This window comes from Thermogymnomonas acidicola JCM 13583 (assembly GCF_001316105.1).
Taxonomy (GTDB): domain Archaea; phylum Thermoplasmatota; class Thermoplasmata; order Thermoplasmatales; family Thermoplasmataceae; genus Thermogymnomonas; species Thermogymnomonas acidicola.
Window position 1 is genome coordinate 106,888 of sequence record NZ_BBCP01000003.1, and the last position, 18,220, is coordinate 125,107.

Below are 18,220 nucleotides of genomic sequence, written 5' to 3' on the forward strand. Positions count from 1 at the left end.
TGATTACTCCAGCTCCCTAAATATCTCGTCGTATATGTTTTCCTCCTTCTTGCGCTCGTCCTCGCCTTTGAGTATCCTGTTTATGTTCTCCCTGTTGTAGGTCCACTGGTTGATCCTCCAGGTCTTCCCCCCCTTGATGATGTTCACCTCCTCCCTGTAAGTTGTCAGGATGCCGTACTCCTCCAGGTTGTAAAAGACATCCCTCTCAGGCGAGGTGAGGACGTTGTCCAGCACATAGTCCTCGTAGCCGAAGAACGAAAGTATGAAGTCACACAGTTCCTCTATGTCCTTCTTCCCCATGCCTCTCTTTCCGTAGACCTTGTCCAGAGCGCTAATCAACACCTCTCTGGTCATCACGGGCATCGAGTTCTTGGTTTGATTAAGACACCCTAGTTAAACTTTGCCCTGTCTGTATAATCTGATATTCGCGCTCACCTGGGACCCCCCCTCAGAGCTAACGCTGAAGTGCGTGCGCTCAACGGGTGCAAATGACCTCCACCTTCGTGTCTTCATACGCTGTGATCTCGGCCTTTCCCTCCTCCAGGATCACATCCCCCGTGTGCACTGCCTTGCCGTTCACCTCCGCCAGGCCACTTATAATCCTGAGTATCGATTCGCCGTCATCCACACTGGCCCTCTCGCCGGTCCTCACGAACACCTCGCTCACAGTCCTCCTGCCGTCACTGAAGATCACCTTCCTGTAGCCCCCCACTCCATGTCCTCCCTGTTGCTGTACTCCTCCCTGATCTGCTCCAGGTCCTTCTCGCTGTCTATTCCCATCCACAGGGTGTCCTCGGTGTAGGCGCCCACCATCTTCCTCCTGGCCATTCTCGGGAAGACAGTGGTCTCCAGGTCCTTGCCGTGGTAGTCCTCAAAGAAGATGTCCAGCGCCTCCCTCTTTATGTAGTAGAACCCAGCGTTTATGAAGTGGTTCAGGAATGGCTTCTCCACGAAGTTGAGGACCTGGTCGCCAAGCGTCTCAACTATGCCGTACGGGCTCTTCATCTTCACCACGAACATGAGGAGCTGGTAGTTCGAGTTCGCAGCGTATTCCAGGAACCTCTTCATGTTCATGTCGGTTATCGTGTCCCCCCCGTTCCTGAGGACTATGTCGTCCCTCACATGAGATATAAGGTTCCTCAGTGAGAAGAGCGTCCCCATGGGCCTCTCCTCCCTCAGGTACCTCATCTTCAGGCCCATGTACTCATCGCCGTACCTCTCCTCTATCTTCTGGCCAAGGTAACCGGAGAGGATATAGACCTCCTCAATGCCCATGACCCTGAAGTCGAAGAGCTGCCTGTCCATGATGGTGTAACCTTCCTTTATGGGGACAAGGGCCTTAGGTATCTCATCAGTTAAAGGCTTAAGGCGCTTACCGTAGCCACCGGCCAGTATGGCACCTATCATGCAACGTGGATCGTAGTTTAGGATTAAAAAGTAACCAGCCTGGGCCGTGGATGGGAGTGGGCAGAGGGCGCAGCACTCCCTTTCTGTATGTCACGGGTGAATTGCGTACTCGAGGCCATATGCCTTCGGCGATCAGCGTTGAGGGCTGTCCAAAATGATATATACCATTGAATGAATACTTGCATATCACCCTCAAGGTGTGGAGTTAAAACAGTGCCTGCTTGTAACCGTGCCTGTTTAATGGCCGGTCCCTGACTTGAGAGAGGTGATTGAGCTGGAAGGTTTTGAGGTGCTTGACAACTCCAGGATGACGTCCACACACAGGGGGGGCCTGTTCATACTCTCCTCTATGGGGGGGCTGTTCCTGGATGGCTACGACCTGTCCATAATAACGCTCGCCATGCTCGTGATCCCGGCCCAGCTATCGCTCACGCTCACAGAGCACGTGCTTGTGAATGTGTCTTCATTTGTGGGCATGGCCATAGGTCGCCCCCCCTGTTGCTGGTTCGCGGACAGGTTCGGCAGGAAGGTAGTTTTCGGGATGGACCTCATTCTGTTCGTCGTTTTCGCCATACTCTCGGGCCTATCCGTCAACTTCTACATGCTCTTCGTTTCACGCCTGTTACTCGGCGTGGGAATAGGCGGTGACTACCCGATAAGTTCCACCATGCTCTCCGAGTTCGCGCCAGTACGGAACAGGGGCAGCCTGCTGATCGGCATGGTTGGCCTCTACTGGGTGGGCTCCCTGATGGCGTCCGCCATGAACTACGCCTTCGCCCCCCCGTTCACCGACTTCTGGAGGTACACCTTCGTGATAGGCGGCCTGATGGCAATACCTATCATACTCCTGCGCCTGCGCATACCGGAGAGCCCCCAGGTGGCTGGTATCCAGGGGGGGCAGGTACAGGGAGGCTGAGGAGTCCATAGAGAGGATAACGGGCAGCAGGGGGGGTCTGAGCATAGCCAACGGGAGGCCGCAGAGGAGCAAGCTGAGCGAGATAATGAGGGGGGCAGGTACGCACTCATGGCCTTCTTCGTCTTCACGGCCTGGTTCTTCTTCGACGTAGCTGCATACGGAATAGGCTTCTACTCACCTGTAATACTGAGCGAGCTGGGCTTCGACAGGCACATCAGGCTCATAGCCGAGGGCGGCATGATAATAGCAGTGGGCGCGATTGTAGGTTACGTGGTCGCCTTCGGCCTCGCAGAGAACATAGGGCGGAGGTACCTGACCATAGTGGGATTCCTTGTCATGACAGTCCTGCTCTTCCTGGGCTCATTCGTCAGGATAAGCGGGCCGCTGAAACTCATACCCTTCTTCTTCCTGTTTGTCCTGTTCGAGCAGTGGGTTGGGGGGGCCGTCACCCTCTTCTACCCGGCGGAGCTGTTCCCGACAAGCGTCAGGTCCACAGTCCAGGGAACCTCCACAGCCATATCAAGGATAGGTGCGATAATGGGCGTTGTACTTTTCCCCCTACTTCAGCGTGTTCAGCTCCCTGGAGGTATTCGCATTCTTCTCCCTGGTCGGGCTGGTGATAGCCATAGCGCTCGCGCCGGAGACGAAGAGGAAGAGCCTGGAAAAGATAGTGCAGAGCATGGACGTCAACGCAAAACTCTGAACCCTCGGGGGCCTACCGCAGGCTTACGGGACAGTGGTGCACCATGGAAAGGCTTTATAACACAGAAACCATAGTATTTCCCAAACCTGGGCCAAAAGCTCCTGGTCAGAACTCGCTGGGGGGGCATGGGGGGGTACTGCGGCCTGCGGAGAGAAGGCCAACTGGAATATATATATTCCAGAGTGGCCGCTGAGAGAGTGTTCCCCGCGGCGGAACCTCATGTGCGGTGAGAGGGGGGGTCTGGGCCTCCCTGGCAGGCAGGGACCCCCAGGGGGGGCGGGGGGGTGGGCCGTGTGAGGGCTGGTGCATGTCCATGCACGTCTTTCTGGAAAGGGTGTGAACGATGGAGGTAAGGGTCAGGGACATAATGACAAGGGATCCGATCAGGTACCGGGTGCCTAGCAACATACAGGAGGTAGTGAGCGTCCTGATAAGGAACAACATAACCGGCCTGCCGCTGGTGGACCAGAGAGGAAAATACGCAGGCGTGATAAGCAGGAGGGACATATTCGAGCACCCTAACGAGAGCCAGACTGCCATGGTCATGAGGAGGGCAAACACCGTCCTGGAGGATGACAGCATTGAGACCGCGGCAAGGGAGCTCTTCAGGCAGGGAAGGAGGCACCTGACTGTGACGAACAGGGATAACGAGGTTGTCGGCATGCTGACGCCGCAGAACTTCATGAAAATAGTGGTTGAGAGGTTCTCGGGCGTCAAGGTAAAGGACGTCATAAGGAGGACGGCGTTCCCCCATATGGGAGAACACGCCGATCAGCGTCCTGCCAACGATATTCAGGGTATCCAAGACATATGCGTGCCCGGTGGTCGATGAGAACGGGGGGGACTTTGTGAGCCTCATAACTGACAGAGACATATTCGACCACGTGGACCTGAAGAGCACCAGGACTCCAACAGAATCCGGCATAGCAGACGATGAGGACCCCTGGTCCTGGACGGGGGGGATCAGGAACGTTGTCACGTACGTGATAGAGAGAACTCATGTGTCACTCCCCAAGATACCTGCCAAGGAGATCATGGTGAAGGACCCGAAGGTGGTCTATGTGAACGATTCCCTCTCACATGCAGCGAAGATCATGATGGAGGGGGAACTACAACCAGCTCCCCGTCCTGGAGAGCAGCGAGAGGCTGGCAGGCATGCTCTACGATATAGACATAATGGGTGTCTTCAATGATATATGAGGAAGTCATAGAACTGGCGAAGAGGCGGGGGGGCTTCTTCTGGCCTTCCTTTTCTGTTTACGGCGGTACAAGGGGGGGTTTCTACGATTACGGCCCGCTGGGCGTCCTCATGAGGGACAACATCGTCAGGGTCTGGAAGGAGGAGTATATGAGAGAGGGGGGCCGTGTTCATAGACACGCCTGTCCTCGCACCGCAGCCTGTGTTCAAGGCATCGGGCCACATAGACAGGTTTAGTGACCTGGCTGTGGAGTGTCCCTCGTGCAGGAGCAAGTTCAAGCTGGAGAGCGTGCTGAAGAGGAACGGCATAGGAAAGGTGCCACTGAACGTTGAGGAGGCAAACGGCGTCCTCACCTCTGTGGAGGTGAAGTGCCCGGAGTGCGGTGCCAGGCTGAGGGAAGCCTACGACTTCAACCTCATGTTCCCAGTTCAGGGGAAGGAGGAAACCCTGTACCTGAGGCCTGAGACCGCACAGGGCATCTTCGTGAACTTCAGGCTCCTGAACAACGTGGCCAGGAACAGGCTCCCGATGGCGGCCGCACAGCTTGGCAAGGGCTTCAGGAACGAGATATCGCCAAGGCAGGGCCTCATAAGGATGAGGGAGTTCACCCAGGGCGAGGTGGAGGTCTTCCTCGATCCAGAGAGGAAGGAGTGGAAGGAGATACCGGATTATGAGGAGATCCTCTTCGTCCCCCCCAACACAGGTAGGCCAGTGAGGGCAACGCCAAGGGATGCATTCGAAACAGGCATAGTGAAGAACAAGGCCCTGGCATACTTCATACTCAAGACCCACAGGATCCTCACATCCGTGGGCATAGAAAAGGGGGGAAGATCAGGTTCAGGCAGCACGAGAAGGAGGAGCTGGCCCACTACGCCAGCGACAGCTGGGACGCTGAGGCCAACCTTGATGACGAGTGGATTGAGGTGGTTGGGATAGCTGACAGGGGGGGCACGTACGACCTCAGCAGGCACCAGCAGTTCTCCGGGCAGCCCCCCCTAACGGTAACCGTGGACGGCAGGGAGATCCTGCCTTGCGTTGTGGAGCCGTCATACGGGATCGACAGGATCTTCATGGCAGTGCTCATGACCTCCCTCTACACCAGGAGCAACGGCTTCAGGGTGCTGCGCCTCCCGCCCCCCCACGTGGCGCCGTACCACGCAGCTGTCTTCCCCCCCTCCAGAAGAAGGGGGCTTGAGGAGAGGTCGAGGCAGCTTTTCGAATCACTGCAGGCGAAGGACCCTTACATATACTACGACGAGAGCGGCTCCATTGGGAAGAGGTACGCCAGGCAGGACGAGATAGGTACGCCTTTCTGCATAACTGTGGACTACCAGACGCTGGAGGACGACAGCGTGACTGTGAGGTTCAGGGACACCGCGGAGCAGGTGAGGGTGCAGGCAAAGGACTTGCTTGAGAGCAGCGACCTCCTATCTTTCCTTGAAGGGCTTTGGAAGAGCAGGGAGGCAGTCTAGGCCTGCCCCCCCTCCCTCTCGACACTTATGATGCCCGCCGGGCAGGACTTGCTGGCTTCCATGACACAGCCCAGTTCGCTCTCCTGCACGACTTCCCTGCTCACCGCCGCCTTGCCCTCGTCGTCCATGTAGAAGAACTGCGGGCATATCGCGGTGCATATGGCATCAGACATGCACTTCTCCCTGTCGATCCTTATCCTGTACTTGACCATTCAGCCTTTCCTCCTCCTGATTATCTTCTGGAGGGCATTGTAGGCCAGGAGGGCACACTTCTCCCTGTTTGGCCCAAGGGAAACGCCGAGGTTTCTTAAAATATCTTCCTCAGTGATCCTTGATATTTCTGACACTGTCTTCCCCCCCTTCACTGTATCCGTGAGTATGGACGCGGAGGCCTGGCTTATGGAACAGCCGCGGCCCACGAACTTTATATCTGAGAGAACGTCACCCTGGAACCTGACCGTCAGCCTCACCGCATCTCCGCACACCGGGTTGTACTCAAGTATCTGGTCATCCGGGCTCTCGATCTCCCCCCCGTAGTTGTGCGGGGAGCGGTAGTGGTCCAGTATTATCTCGATGGCCTCATCCTCATCCCTCATCCGTACACCTCCATTGCCCTCTCTATGGCCTCGAAGAGGGCATCCACGTCACTCCTGTCATTGTATATATAGAATGACGCCCTTGATGCCGCCACAAGACCAAGGCGGTGTATCAGGGGGCATCGCGCAGTGGTGGCCCGACCTGACCGCGACGTTATGCCTGTCCAGGGATGACGCGACGTCATGGGGGTGTATCGCCTTTCCCAACGCTATCTCCTTGCCTGAGTCCAGAGGCGGGATCTCCCCCCCAAGGTTGAATGTGTAAACCCCCCCTCCCCCCTGCGCTCCACATCCCTCGGGCCGTAGGAAACCAGCGACGCCAGGCCGAGGTCCCCCCCTTCCCTTTCCAGCACATACCTCATGAGGCCCCCCCTTTCGTGTTCCCTCACGTTAGCCATCCCTATCCTTTCAAGGTAGTCCACTGCGGCGCCCAGGCCTATTGCAGCCTCCACGTCGGGCGTGCCAGCCTCGAACCTCAGGGGAGGGTCAAGGAACGTTGATTGCTCAGTGCTGACGGTCTGTATCATCTCGCCTCCGCCCAGGAATGGAGGGAGAGACCTCAGCATCTCGTACTTCCCGTAAAGCACACCTGAACCGTTGGGCCCGAGCATCTTGTGGCCAGAGAAGGCCATGAAGTCGCAGTCGATCCTCGAGACGTCCACGGGCATGTGTGGCACACCCTGGCACCGTCCACTATGAATACTGAACCGTTCTCGTGCGCCATCTTTGATATCTCCTGAAGGTCGTTTATAGTGCCCAGGACGTTGGACACATGCGTGACGCTCACCACCTTTGTCCTCCTGTTCAGCTTGCTCTTGAGGTCCTCCATGTCCAGGAGGCCATGCCCGTCTATATCCACATACCTTATCCTGAACCTACCGCCGGATACGAGCTGCCACGGCACTATGTTGGAGTGGTGTTCCATCACAGTCAGGAGGATCTCGTCCCCGGGAGAGAGCGAGCGAGAAAGGGTATAGGCCAGGAGGTTCAGGGATTCCGTCGCGTTCCTCGTGAAGACGATCTCGTTCTCCTCAGCCCCTATGAAGCGGGCCACCTTTTCCCTTGCGCCCATGAACTCTTCCGTGGCCCTCTCACTGAGCCTGTATATGCCGCGGTGGACGTTACTGCAGTAGTTCTCGTAAAATTCCCTGACCGCATTTATTACCTGCCTTGGTTTCTGTGTGGTTGCTGCGCTGTCCAGGTATACGAGGTTCGGGTTGTTCTGAAAAATCGGGAAGTCCTGCTTGATCCTTGCGACATCAAGCATTTATATCCAGTTCCTTCACGAACCTCTCCACTGCGCTCCTGAACCTGGGGTGGCTTGCCCTGTCGGCCACTGAGGCTATGAAGCCCTCAGCCACCATGCTCTTGGCCTCCCCCCCCGCAGGTATGCCCCCCCTGGACCTCAGGTAGAAGACCTGCTCCTCGTCAAGGCTGCTGATGGCAGAGGCATGCTTGGACCTGGTGTCGTTGTTCTTTATCATGAGGCCTGGCTTGGAGTTTGCATAGCCCTCCTTGGAGAGGAGGAGTATCTTGGAGTCGTAGAAACCCGAGGACTTCTTTGCCACCTCCTCCAGGTCAACGTTCCCCCTGTGTATTGTCACGCTCTGCCCTGAAACTACGCCCCTCACCTGTATGTCAGATGTGGACCCTATACCGAGCTGGAAACTGCTGTCCCTGATGTCCATCTTCTGGGTGCCTGCGCTGAAGCTTATCCCGTTGACCCTGAAGTCGCTGTAGTCGCCTGCCTGCTGGGACTCGTTGCTGAAGAGCACCTTGGCTGAACCGTAGTTGATGTGGTAGATATTGAAGGCAGAGTACCTGTCCTGGAACGACTTCACGTATGTGATGTCCGTTGTCGTCTTCTCCTTCTCTTGGAGGTAGTTGAACTCCACCTTGGAGCCCTGCCCCCCCATTATGAAGTATATGGTCTTGCCGTGTACACCGTCGCCCTGGCCTGTGCTCATGTCATGCTCAAAGAGCCTCAGGTTCGCGTCCCTGCCCACTATGACCACATTCTTCAGTGCATACGAGATGCGTGAGTCCCATTCGACGTGTATGTCGACCTGCGCAGTGGCGCCGTCGGCCACCTCTATGAAGTAGCCGTTCTGCCAGGCAGAGTTGATCAGGAACTCGATCTTGTCGTCCCCCCCGAACTTGTCAAAGACCTTTGCCCTCAGCGTCTCCAGGTGCTCCTCCATGGCACCGCGCATGTCCGTTATGATGACCCCCCCGGGCTGCACCTTCCCCACTGAGAAGTTCAGGCCGTACAGGGCCGCGTCCTCACCGTCCTCACGGGTCGCAGTGGATAGCTGGGACGATGAGGCGTCCTGGTAGACCAGTGCCTCGACCTCCCTCTTCCCTATCTCAACGTAGTCCTTTACCGTCGGGCTCTCCTTGTAGTCCCTCACCGGGGGGGCCCTGAGGAAGGCCAGGAAGGCATCCCTCCTGTACTCATATGCACTGTCGTTGAGCCTTGTCTTCAGTGTGTCCAGGTAGTTATCCATGTCTCATCCCACTGCGCCCAGCTTGTTCATCTCCAGCTTTATGAGCCTGTTCATCTCCACAGCAAACTCCATGGGTATTTCCTTCATGACGTCGTCAAGGAAGCCCAGCACTATCATGGAGCTTGCCTCGTCCTCGCTGAGGCCCCCCCTGGACCTCAGGTAGGTGAGCTCCTCCGTGCCTATCCTGCCCACCGTGGCCTCGTGCGCAAATGTAGCCGTTGGCTCGTAGATCTCATCGTGCGGGAAGGTGTAGGAAGTGCTCTCGTCGTTTATCAGGAGCGCATCGCACTGCACGTGTGCCTTGGAGTAGACAGCACCCTTGTTCATCCTCAGCAGGCCCCTGTATATGGCCTTACCGTCCTCTATGCTTATGCTCTTGGCCACTATCCTCGAACTGGTGTATGGGGCCAGGTGGAGGGCCTTCGCGCCCGTGTCCTTCACGGTGCCAGGGCCTGCAAGGGAGATGTTGAGGTTGTGCGTGCTTGAGTACGGGCCCCCTCAGGTACGATGACGGGTATATCATTGTGACTTTGGAGCCAAGGGAGCCGCCGACCCACTCCATCTGTGCGCCCTCGTCGACCCATGCCCTCTTCGTAGGCATGTTGTAGACGCTCTTGGACCAGTTCTGGACGCTCGTGTACCTCACCTTCGAGTACTTCTTTGCGTATATCTCAACTATGGCGCTGTGTAGCGAGTTCCTCTCGTACCTGGGTGCAGTGCACCCCTCTATGTAGTGAGCGGAGGCGCCCTCGTCCACGATAACAATCGTGTGCTCGAACTGGCCCGTGGACTCGCCGTTCATCCTGAAGTAAGTCTGGAGTGGCAGGTCTATGTGCACACCCTTGGGAACGTAGAGGAATGAGCCACCGGACCAGACTGCACCGTTCAGTGCGGCGAACTTGTTGTCCGTGAACGGGACAGCCTTGCAGAAGTAGTCCTTCACAAGGTCAGGGTACTTCTTCACGGCCGAGTCTAGGTCCATGAAGACGACGCCCTTCTCCTCCCAGGTCTTCTTCAGGTGGTGGTAGACGCCCTCACTGTCGTACTGTGCCACTGAGCCCGCCAGGTACTTCTGCTCCATCTCCGGTATACCGAGCTTCCTGAACGTCTCCTTTATCTGCTCTGGCACCTCGTCCCAGTTGTTCACCTTCCTGTCATCCGGCTTCGAATAGTACTCTATGTTGTCCCAGTCGATGCCCGAGAGGTCTGGACCCCCCCAGGTGGGCACGGGCTTGGACTGGAAGATTTCAAAGGCCTTCAGCCTGAGCCTCCTCATCCAGTCCGGCTCCTTCTTTATCTCCGATATCTCCTCTACCACCTTCCTTGTCAGGCCCCCCCTGCCCGTAGAGTAAACAGGCTTCACGGGATCGCTGAACTCCCAGTCAGCGCCCTTTATGCTCTTCAGTTCCTCCAGCAGCCTCTCGATCTGCTCCTCCTTTGACACTTCAACTTCCATTTACGCCACACTCCTCAACCAGTCATAACCCTCTTCCTCGATCTTGAGGGAGAGCTCTTTATCGCCATCCTTCACGATCCTTCCATCTATAAGCACGTGAACGAACTCAGGTTCGATGTTCTTCAGTATCCTCTGGTAGTGAGTGATGATCAGGAAGCCCACGTCCTGGCTGTAGTACTCCCTTATCTCATCGGCCACCAGCTTGAGGGCATCAACGTCCAGGCCCGAGTCGATCTCGTCAAGCACCACTATCTTGGGCCTCAGTATTATCATCTGCAATATCTCGAACCTCTTCCTCTCGCCTCCGGAGAAGCCGTCGTTCACGGCCCTTGAGAGGAAGCTCTCGTCTAGGCCGACCTTCTTCAGGTGTTTCTTCACGTTGTCAAAGAACTCGTTCACACCGGTCTTGTCCTCTGGGTGCAGCTGCTTGAATGCGGTCCTAAGGAACGTTGATATCTTGACGCCCGGAATCGATATGGGGTTCTGGAATGCCAGGAAGAGGCCTGCCCTTGCCCTCTCCTCGGGCGTTGCGTAAGTTATGTCCTTCCCGTCCAGCAGTATCTGCCCCCCCCAGTCACCTGGTAGCTCGGGTGACCGATCAGCACGCTGCCGAGGGTGGTCTTGCCGGCCCCCCCGTTGGCCCCCCCATGAGTGCGTGTATCTCGCCACCCCCCCTCACTGTCAGGTTAACTCCCTTGAGGATCTCTTTGTTTTCCACGGTCGCCCTGAGATCCCTGATGATCAGTTCGCTCATCTTGATAGCACCAAATAGAGCATCAGTTAACATATTTAAACACTTTGAAATGTCTAAAGTGACCAAAGTATAAATACAAAGTTTGTATACATTCCATGTAAATGGACAACCAGGGATTCGAGGATTCGCTAACTACGCTGTTCGGCCTGTGAAGGCCGAGATACTGAGGGAGCTGAGCACCTCAGAGAGGAGCGCAGGCTCCCTATCGGAACTCCTGGGAATAAACAAGACAGCAGTGAAGGAACACCTGGAGACGCTTGAGAAGAAAGGCTACATAAGGTCCTACTTCAAACACCAGAGCTCCGGAAGGCCAGGCAAGTTCTATGAATTAACAGAGAAGGGAATGGAGCTCTTCCCCAAGAGGTATGCTGAGTTTTCTGCGCTCCTGCTCCAGGAGGTCGAGAGGGAGCTGGGGGGGCAGGAAAGGCTCAACGCCATACTCTCAAGGATGGCGGACAGGCTTGTTGAGAGCGTCGGGTGGAGCGGCAACCTGGATGAGGGGGGGACGACCAGGGAGGGCAAGATCAGAAAACTCGGAGAGTTCGTCTCGATGCTCAACAGGCTTGGCTACTACGCCAGGCTGGAGATAGGCGAGGACTGCGTCAGGATAGTGAGGCACAACTGCATCTTTTACGAACTGGCGAAGGCGAGCAACAGGTTCATATGCAGTTCCCTAGAGAGGGAGGTAATATCCAAGGGCCTGAGCAGCAAGGCGAGGATAAGCGAGACCTTCTCTGACGGCGGAAAGAGGTGCGTTGTCGAGATCGACCTATGAGCAGCCCATTACTTCAGGACCTGTAAGAGTATAAGCGCATCTATCATGTACTGTATGGCGAAACCCGCCACAAGGAGTCCGAATATCCTGGTTATCGCCTTAATGAGCCTCGGGCCCATCATGGTGGCTATCCGCACAGAGTAGTGGAAAAACAGGTAGACGAGTGCGAACAGTATGACGATGGAAACCAGGGTGAAGGCCTTGGTCACCACAGAGCCCTTCATGAGGATTATGACGAGGGAGATGGCACCAGGGCCAGCAAGCATGGGCGTGGCCAGTGGTACTATACCGACGTCCTCCACTGAGCTGCCGCCAGCCGATGGCGGTTTGTCTCCCTCCCTCACCATCTCTATCCCCATTATCAGTAGTATCAGGCCGCCAGAGATCTCAAGTGCTGCTATTGATATGCCGAAGAAGTAGATTATGTACACCCACAAGCGCGAAGAACACGAGGATGGCGGCACCGTAGAGTGAGGCCTCACGGCTCACGCTCTCCTTCTTTTCCGCGCTCAGTGTACCTGTCACGGCTACAAATATGACGAGACTCCCGAACGTCGATAACGACGAACAGCGGTATGAACACCTTCAGGAACTCTATGGTGGGGGATGCCATGTCCGGGAGTTATCGCTGGTTAGGATTAAATGTTCCCAGATAATCGCAAAAACTTATGTACCTAAAGGTTTAGAGATAAAACATTTTAAATTAGTAATGAATGGAGTTTCATCATGAACGTCCTGATACTCGGTGTTGACGGTTACATAGGCTGGCCCCCCCTCGCACTGAGGCTCCTGAAAAGGGGGGCACATGGTATACGGTGTGGACAGTTTCTTTACCAGGAGGCGTGTGAAGGAGGTACATTCAGATTCCGTGCTGCCGATTGAGCCTTCAGCATAAGGAACAAGAAGCTGCACGCCAGGATGCAGAAGCAGGTCACATTCTTCAGGGGGGGTGACGTGAGCGATGCCAAGTTCATGTACGACGTTGTTGAGGCCAGCAGGCCAGATGTCATCGTGCACCTTGCGGAGCAGAGGTCTGCACCGTACTCCATGATTGGCCTCAAGCAGGCGACCGAGACCATGGTGAAGAACATCGTGAGCACCCTGAACCTGATATACGCGGTGAAGGACATCGTGCCTGAGGCCCACATACTGAAGATGGGGGGGACAATGGGTGAATACGGCACCCCCAACATAGACATACCTGAGGGTTTCTTCGAGGTTGAATACAATGGAAGGAGGGACTACCTGCCGTTCCCCAAGTTCGCCAGTTCCTGGTACCACTGGACAAAAGTGCACGACTCTAACAACCTCATGTTCGCGAGCAAGGTGTGGAACCTCTCAGTGACCGATGTGATGCAGGGGGGGTCGTATACGGCACGAGGACGCCAGAGATTGTCGAAACTGGCCTCTACACAAGGTTTGATGTGGACGAGGTGTTCGGCACCGCCCTCAACAGGTTCTGCGCGCAGGCAATTGCAAACCTGCCTATAACGCCCTACGGCAAAGGCGGGCAGACCAGAGGGTTCATATCCCTTGAAGACAGCGTGCAGTGCCTGACCCTCCTAGCGGAGAACCCCCCCCGGACAGGGGGGGAGAGTACAGGGTGTTCAACCAGTTTGACGAGCACTACTCCGTCCTCAAGCTCGCCACAATCGTGAAGGAAGTTTATGAGGAGGAGTTCGGAGGCATTGCGGAAATAAAGCACGTCGAGAACCCCAGGGTGGAGAAGGAGGAGCACTACTACAACCCTATCCATGAGAACCTGAAGAAGCTGGGCTTCAGGAGGACGAAGGAGCTGAGGGATGAGGTTGAGCTCATGCTCCAGGACCTATCACAGTTCAGGGACAAGATACTCTCGATGAGGGAGGTCATAGAGCCCAGGACGTTCTGGAAGGAGAGCAGGGGGGGCCTGGTTCAGGGGGGGGAGAAGGTGGTGGAGGAATCGTAGCTCCTCCTGAGCACATCAAGGTAGCTCTCCTTTGTGCCAACACTTGCCCAGTCCTCCCTTTCCACTCTGACGTATGTGCAAGCCAGGCCCCCGCGTATGGCCTCGTCAATTGCAGGGGGGGTGAGCTCCTGCCTTCCCGCAAGCTTCGACCTTATTGATGTGGGCAGGACATAGACAGCGCACATGGCCAGTTTGCTCTTTGGGGGGGTGTGCGGCTTTTCCTCCACACCCGTCACCCTTTCGCCATCCACAACCGCAACCCCGTACCTCCTCGGGTCGTCCACCTCCATGAGGCACAGGGCCATGTCAGCCCTTGAGCCTGCCTCCATCAGTGATGCCAGGGATCTAGTTTTCAGGAGGATGCCGTCGCCCGCGTTCAGGAGGAACTTGCTTCCCTTCACCCTGGAGAGGCCTATCCTGACAGCCTCCCCGTAACCTGTCTTTTCCCTCTGGAACACTATTTCGCACTCGGGGGGGAAGTTCCTGCTCACGTAGCTCTCTGTGCACGTATCGTTGGGATCGAGGACGCAGACAACGTGCTCACAACCCACCTGGAGCATCCTCGTTATGACGCAGTCGATCATGGGCCTGAGGACGAGCCTGCCATCCCTCCTGTCGTACACCGGGAGGAGTTCCTTCCTGAGCTTACCGTCAAGGCCAGAGCGTGTCCCGAGGCCAGCCGCGGTCACCAGGCCGTACATGCTTCCCGTCATGGGGGGGCACGACCTAAAAATAGCATGTGCCTGGCGGCATTGGAGAAGCACTTTCCCTGGCACCAAGTGGATGGGAGGTTTTGCGGAGGCCATTTCACTATGATAGGTGGTGCCCCATGTGGCTATCTTTATAATCGAACCGTGAGATCAAGGTAGCATGGAAGGTTACGATGGCCAGTTCCTCACCATGGACGACTACGAGTTCGATGGCAGGCGGGTATACGTCAGGCTGGACATTAACTCACCCATCAACCCCCATAACCGGCGAGATCATAGGTTCCTCGAGGTTCCGCTCCCATGTGGAGACTGTAAACCTCCTAAGGCACTCCAAGGTTGTCCTTGTAGGCACCAGAGCAGACCTGGGAAGGAGGACTTCACCTCGCTGAGGCAGCATGCCATGGAGATGCAGAGGGTTCTCGGCCGGAGGGTACAGTTCATCGACGAGCTATTCGGAGAGAGGGTGAGCAGGGAAGTCCTCTCTATGTCCGACGGAGACATAATCATGCTCGAGAACACCAGGTTCTATTCGGAGGAGGCCAACCTTGATACAGAGGATATCGAGGTCATGGAGAGGACCCATATCGTGCAGAACCTCTCGAAGCTCTTCGACTATTATGTGATAGACGCCTTTCCGGCCATACACAGGGCACAGACCTCGCTTGTTGGCTTCAGGAGGATCAGGCCAAACGTTGCGGGGAGGCTGATCCAGAGGGAGGTGTCCATGCTCGACAGGTTCCTGAGGAGCAGGGACAGGCCAAAGTACGCCATACTGGCAGGCGCGAAGATCGACGATTCCATAAAGGTGGCGAGGTCGTTCCTCAGGTCAGGCCTCGTTGACAGGGTCATCACCGGCGGCGTGGTCGCAAACGCTTTCCTCTGGGCGGCCGGCAGGCACATAGGGAAGAAGAACATGGAGTTCATAAAGAAAAACAACAAGAACTATGAGGAGCTCCTCGAGACCTGCCGCTCGCTCCTTAGGGACTACGGCGACAGGATCGTGATGCCCGTGGACGGTGTCCTGAGCCCCTCAGGGAAGAGGCACATACTGACGGAACCGGTGCCCGATGACCAGATCCTGGCAGACATAGGCGTGGATACAATAGTGCAGTACTCCGAGATGGTTGCATCCGCAAGGGGGGGCATCTTCATGAACGGCCCCCATGGGAATGTACGAGATAGAGGAGTACTCCGCCGGCACCTTCGAGGTCTTCAGGGCTGTTGCCTCCAGCGACGGCATAACCGTGGCAGGTGGTGGGCACACACTGAGCGCTCTGGAAAAGCTGGGCGCAATCAACAGGATAACACATGCGTCCACGGGTGGTGGCGCACTGATAAGCTATTTATCCGGTGAGAAAATGCCAGTACTGGAAGCGCTCAAGGAGAGCCGTGCAATTTTCAAGGGTAGGTGAACATGGCCGGGGAAGAGCAAGTCGATGTGGCAGAGCAGATACAGTACATCAAGGGCCTCATAGACACAACGGAGGCACAGATACAGGTACTCAGCAGGGCGCTGGAAGACATGATCAGGGCAAGGTCGATCCTTGAGGATGCCAGCCTCAGGTCATCGAAGAGCCTGCGCGTATCCATAGGTGCCGGGATATATGTGGACGCTAAGCTCAACCTTGAGGAAAAGGTCATGGTGCCCATAGGCTCTGACACGTACATACAGGAGAGCGCAGAGGACGCCGTGAAGAGGCTGAAAAGCAACGAGGAGGAGGTAAAGGACAGCCTGGGCAGCTTTACGCCCAGAGGGATGAGCTCACGATAAGGTACAACAACCTCCTGGCCCTTGTGCAGGCATCCGCTCAGGGTAGATAGAGATGTTTGATGGCCTCAGGAAGAAGTTTGCAGCACTCTTCGGCCGGGGCGGTGGCAGCGAGGAGGTAGTCAAGAGGGCAGAGGTGGAGGAGAAGATCCTGGAGATCCTCCTCGAGGCAGACGTCTCTCTGGAGACGGCGGAGAAGATCGTGAAGAGGATGGAGGAAAGGGTCAGGGCCATGGGCCGCAAGGTCGGCATGAACGACCTCAGGGAGGCCCTGCGTTCCGTCGTTGTCGAGATGCTCCAGGGCGCCAGGCCACCGGTGGACATAATGGAGCAGGCCAAGAAGCCATACGTGATCCTCTTCCTAGGCATAAACGGCACAGGGAAGACAACGACCATAGGCAAGATGGCGCACCTCATCAAGAAGAGCGGCAGGAGGGTCGTGATAGCCGCAGGGGACACGTTCAGGGCAGGTGCCATAGAGCAGATAGCGATACTGGGGGGGAGCAGGTGGGCGTCAGCGTCATAAAGCACAGCTCTGGCGGTGACCCGGCTGCGGTGGCCTACGACGCAATAGAGCACGCTGCTTCCAGGGGGCATAGACTTCGTGCTCATAGATTCTGCAGGGAGGATGCAGACCAACAGGAACCTGATGGACGAGATGAAGAAGATAAAGAGGGTGGCAAAGCCAGACCTCACCCTCCTGGTCATAGACGCCGTCGTTGGCCAGGACGCAGTGAACCAGGCCAGGGCCTTCGCAGAGGCTGTGGGATTCGACGGCGTGATACTGACCAAGCTGGATACAGACGCACGCGGCGGTGCTGTCATAACGGTCGCAGAGGAGGTCGGCAAGCCCATATACTATCTAGGCGTGGGACAGGGCATGGACGACCTCATGCCCTTTGACCCTGTGTGGTACGCGAACAGGATAGTGCCGTCACCTGAGTGACGACATTATCTGCGACACTGTCTTGACGTCCAGGTCTGTGTTGAGAAGGGGGGGTATGTTCTCTATGTTGGCCAGCTTTATTGCCAGTTCGTCCACCCTGTCAGGCTGGATGTAGACAACCGCTGCGGCTTGAGTGGGTGCACCCTTATGGCAATCATTGGGCTCCTCCCCCCCATCTTGACGCCTGTGAAGAATATGATCCTCTGGCTTGACCAGCCGTATATTTTTGAGTATTCCGAGTATGAGAAGGAGAGTATGGCCTTGACCCCCCCGTCCAGGATCGTGTATCCCCCCCTGATGTACCTGTTGAGGCCCACGGAGGAGCAGTTGGTTCCGCTTATGAGCCTCATGACCCTCTCCAGGCTTATGTCATGGTTGTAGTCCTTTATGTCTATCAGGGCGTCGGAGGGCACTCCTGTGCTGTACCGCCTTATCACCGGGCCTCCCCCCCTGGCCTTGTCTATCTCTATGAGGGCGTTAACTATCTTCCTGATGGATGCGACACCCGGCGACTTCCTCCTGCCCTTCTCATAGTCGCTTATCACCGATGGCGTGATCTTGAGGTATTCCGAAAGCTCCAGCTGCGAGATCCTGAACTCTTCCCTCCACTTCTTTATGGTCTTGCCCGGGTTGTCGGACATCGTTATTTCTCCGGCTATTTTCTCCTCGAGCTCCACGGATCGCTAAGAGCTTTATTATTTAAAAATTTGCCGTATGCAGAATCGTCTTTTGACGATTCCAACACGCAGGCCATGGAAATGGCTGGACCCAACTGGAGGTCTATGGGAGGCCGCACCTCAGTGTGTCGGCTTCCTGCGGCCCGTTTATCGCAATGCCTGACGGTATCTTGGGGTAGAAGTAGGTGGACTTCTGCGGGAGCAGGTGGCCTGACGATACGACGGCCATGAACTGCTCCTTGTTCCATGGTGGCATTATGATTGAGAAGGAGGCCCTCTTGCTGTCCACGCTTGATATTGCTGCCGAGAGGTCATGGGTGTAGCGCACAGCCCCCCCGGGCTGCCTTTCCTCATCTATGGAGAGCACCCTCTTCATTATCACCTGG

8 protein-coding genes and 13 pseudogenes are annotated in these 18,220 nt (G+C 56.2%); 9 read left to right on the plus strand and 12 right to left on the minus strand.

What is annotated here, in order from left to right:
• Positions 1-3 precede the first annotated feature (3 nt).
• Positions 4-363, minus strand: coding sequence for a hypothetical protein (locus JCM13583_RS03700; protein ID WP_075056743.1), 360 nt, complete (start codon positions 361-363; stop codon positions 4-6).
• A 112-nt stretch (positions 364-475) separates the two neighbouring features.
• A pseudogene (locus JCM13583_RS03705) lies at positions 476-1,407 on the minus strand (nucleotidyltransferase family protein).
• Between the two features lie 307 nt (positions 1,408-1,714).
• Between JCM13583_RS03705 and JCM13583_RS12015 the strand changes: the two are divergent.
• The 4 pseudogenes from JCM13583_RS12015 to JCM13583_RS03720 all read left to right on the plus strand — a co-directional run bounded on the left by JCM13583_RS12015 (position 1,715) and on the right by JCM13583_RS03720 (position 5,697).
• Positions 1,715-2,474: pseudogene (locus tag JCM13583_RS12015) on the plus strand (MFS transporter).
• Positions 2,432-3,026: pseudogene (locus JCM13583_RS12020) on the plus strand (MFS transporter). The pseudogenes JCM13583_RS12015 and JCM13583_RS12020 overlap by 43 nt, the downstream one beginning before the upstream one ends.
• Before the next feature lie 343 nt (positions 3,027-3,369).
• A pseudogene (locus JCM13583_RS03715) lies at positions 3,370-4,226 on the plus strand (CBS domain-containing protein).
• A pseudogene (locus JCM13583_RS03720) lies at positions 4,216-5,697 on the plus strand (glycine--tRNA ligase). Before JCM13583_RS03715 ends, JCM13583_RS03720 begins: the two co-directional pseudogenes overlap by 11 nt.
• Here the strand turns inward: JCM13583_RS03720 and JCM13583_RS03725 are convergent.
• The 6 genes and pseudogenes from JCM13583_RS03725 to sufC all read right to left on the minus strand — a co-directional run bounded on the left by JCM13583_RS03725 (position 5,694) and on the right by sufC (position 11,010).
• Positions 5,694-5,909, minus strand: coding sequence for a ferredoxin (locus JCM13583_RS03725; protein ID WP_075056744.1), 216 nt, complete (start codon positions 5,907-5,909; stop codon positions 5,694-5,696). The pseudogene JCM13583_RS03720 and the gene JCM13583_RS03725 sit on opposite strands and share 4 nt — an antisense overlap.
• On the minus strand, positions 5,910-6,293 hold the full coding sequence (locus JCM13583_RS03730; RefSeq protein WP_075056745.1) for an iron-sulfur cluster assembly scaffold protein: 384 nt from the start codon (positions 6,291-6,293) through the stop codon (positions 5,910-5,912).
• Positions 6,290-7,560, minus strand: a pseudogene (sufS, locus tag JCM13583_RS13790) (SufS family cysteine desulfurase). The gene JCM13583_RS03730 and the pseudogene sufS overlap by 4 nt, the downstream one beginning before the upstream one ends.
• On the minus strand, positions 7,553-8,800 hold the full coding sequence (locus tag JCM13583_RS03740) for a SufD family Fe-S cluster assembly protein (RefSeq protein ID WP_075056746.1): 1,248 nt from the start codon (positions 8,798-8,800) through the stop codon (positions 7,553-7,555). The pseudogene sufS and the gene JCM13583_RS03740 overlap by 8 nt, the downstream one beginning before the upstream one ends.
• Positions 8,801-8,803: 3 nt before the next feature.
• A pseudogene (gene sufB, locus JCM13583_RS03745) lies at positions 8,804-10,256 on the minus strand (Fe-S cluster assembly protein SufB).
• Positions 10,257-11,010, minus strand: a pseudogene (gene sufC, locus JCM13583_RS03750) (Fe-S cluster assembly ATPase SufC).
• A 148-nt stretch (positions 11,011-11,158) separates the two neighbouring features.
• Between sufC and JCM13583_RS03755 the strand changes: the two are divergent.
• A complete protein-coding gene (locus JCM13583_RS03755; RefSeq protein WP_075056747.1) occupies positions 11,159-11,785 on the plus strand; it encodes an ArsR family transcriptional regulator in 627 nt (208 codons plus the stop codon).
• Between the two features lie 8 nt (positions 11,786-11,793).
• On the opposite strand, the pseudogene JCM13583_RS03760 reads toward JCM13583_RS03755, so the two are convergent.
• A pseudogene (locus JCM13583_RS03760) lies at positions 11,794-12,398 on the minus strand (MarC family protein).
• A gap of 113 nt (positions 12,399-12,511) precedes the next feature.
• On the opposite strand from JCM13583_RS03760, the pseudogene JCM13583_RS03765 reads away from it, so the two are divergent.
• A pseudogene (locus JCM13583_RS03765) lies at positions 12,512-13,733 on the plus strand (GDP-mannose 4,6-dehydratase).
• Here the strand turns inward: JCM13583_RS03765 and JCM13583_RS03770 are convergent.
• Positions 13,700-14,434 (minus strand): NTP transferase domain-containing protein, encoded by a 735-nt coding sequence (locus JCM13583_RS03770; protein ID WP_075056790.1) that lies wholly within the window; start codon positions 14,432-14,434, stop codon positions 13,700-13,702. The pseudogene JCM13583_RS03765 and the gene JCM13583_RS03770 overlap by 34 nt on opposite strands.
• Before the next feature lie 169 nt (positions 14,435-14,603).
• Here JCM13583_RS03770 and pgk point away from each other — a divergent pair.
• The 3 genes and pseudogenes from pgk to ftsY all read left to right on the plus strand — a co-directional run bounded on the left by pgk (position 14,604) and on the right by ftsY (position 17,157).
• A pseudogene (gene pgk, locus JCM13583_RS03775) lies at positions 14,604-15,855 on the plus strand (phosphoglycerate kinase).
• Positions 15,856-15,857: 2 nt separating this feature from the next.
• A complete protein-coding gene (gene pfdA, locus JCM13583_RS03780; protein ID WP_162509336.1) occupies positions 15,858-16,214 on the plus strand; it encodes a prefoldin subunit alpha in 357 nt (118 codons plus the stop codon).
• Positions 16,215-16,266: 52 nt separating this feature from the next.
• Positions 16,267-17,157: pseudogene (gene ftsY, locus JCM13583_RS03785) on the plus strand (signal recognition particle-docking protein FtsY).
• On the opposite strand, the pseudogene JCM13583_RS03790 reads toward ftsY, so the two are convergent.
• Positions 17,146-17,798, minus strand: a pseudogene (locus JCM13583_RS03790) (helix-turn-helix domain-containing protein). The pseudogenes ftsY and JCM13583_RS03790 overlap by 12 nt on opposite strands.
• A gap of 139 nt (positions 17,799-17,937) precedes the next feature.
• The gene (locus JCM13583_RS03795; RefSeq protein WP_075056749.1) at positions 17,938-18,216 is read right to left on the minus strand and encodes a DUF1015 family protein; all 279 of its coding nucleotides are present in this window, start codon (positions 18,214-18,216) and stop codon (positions 17,938-17,940) included.
• Positions 18,217-18,220: the final 4 nt, after the last annotated feature.

Excerpts from the sequence above, each read along its gene's own strand:
- JCM13583_RS03700 (WP_075056743.1), bottom strand. The coding sequence starts at position 363 with ATGCCCGTGATGACCAGAGAGGTGTTGATTAGCGCTCTGGACAAGGTC.
- JCM13583_RS03725 (WP_075056744.1), bottom strand. The coding sequence starts at position 5,909 with ATGGTCAAGTACAGGATAAGGATCGACAGGGAGAAGTGCATGTCTGAT.
- JCM13583_RS03730 (WP_075056745.1), bottom strand. The coding sequence starts at position 6,293 with ATGAGGGATGAGGATGAGGCCATCGAGATAATACTGGACCACTACCGC.
- JCM13583_RS03740 (WP_075056746.1), bottom strand. The coding sequence starts at position 8,800 with ATGGATAACTACCTGGACACACTGAAGACAAGGCTCAACGACAGTGCA.
- JCM13583_RS03770 (WP_075056790.1), bottom strand. The coding sequence starts at position 14,434 with ATGTACGGCCTGGTGACCGCGGCTGGCCTCGGGACACGCTCTGGCCTT.
- pfdA (WP_162509336.1), top strand. The coding sequence starts at position 15,858 with ATGGCCGGGGAAGAGCAAGTCGATGTGGCAGAGCAGATACAGTACATC.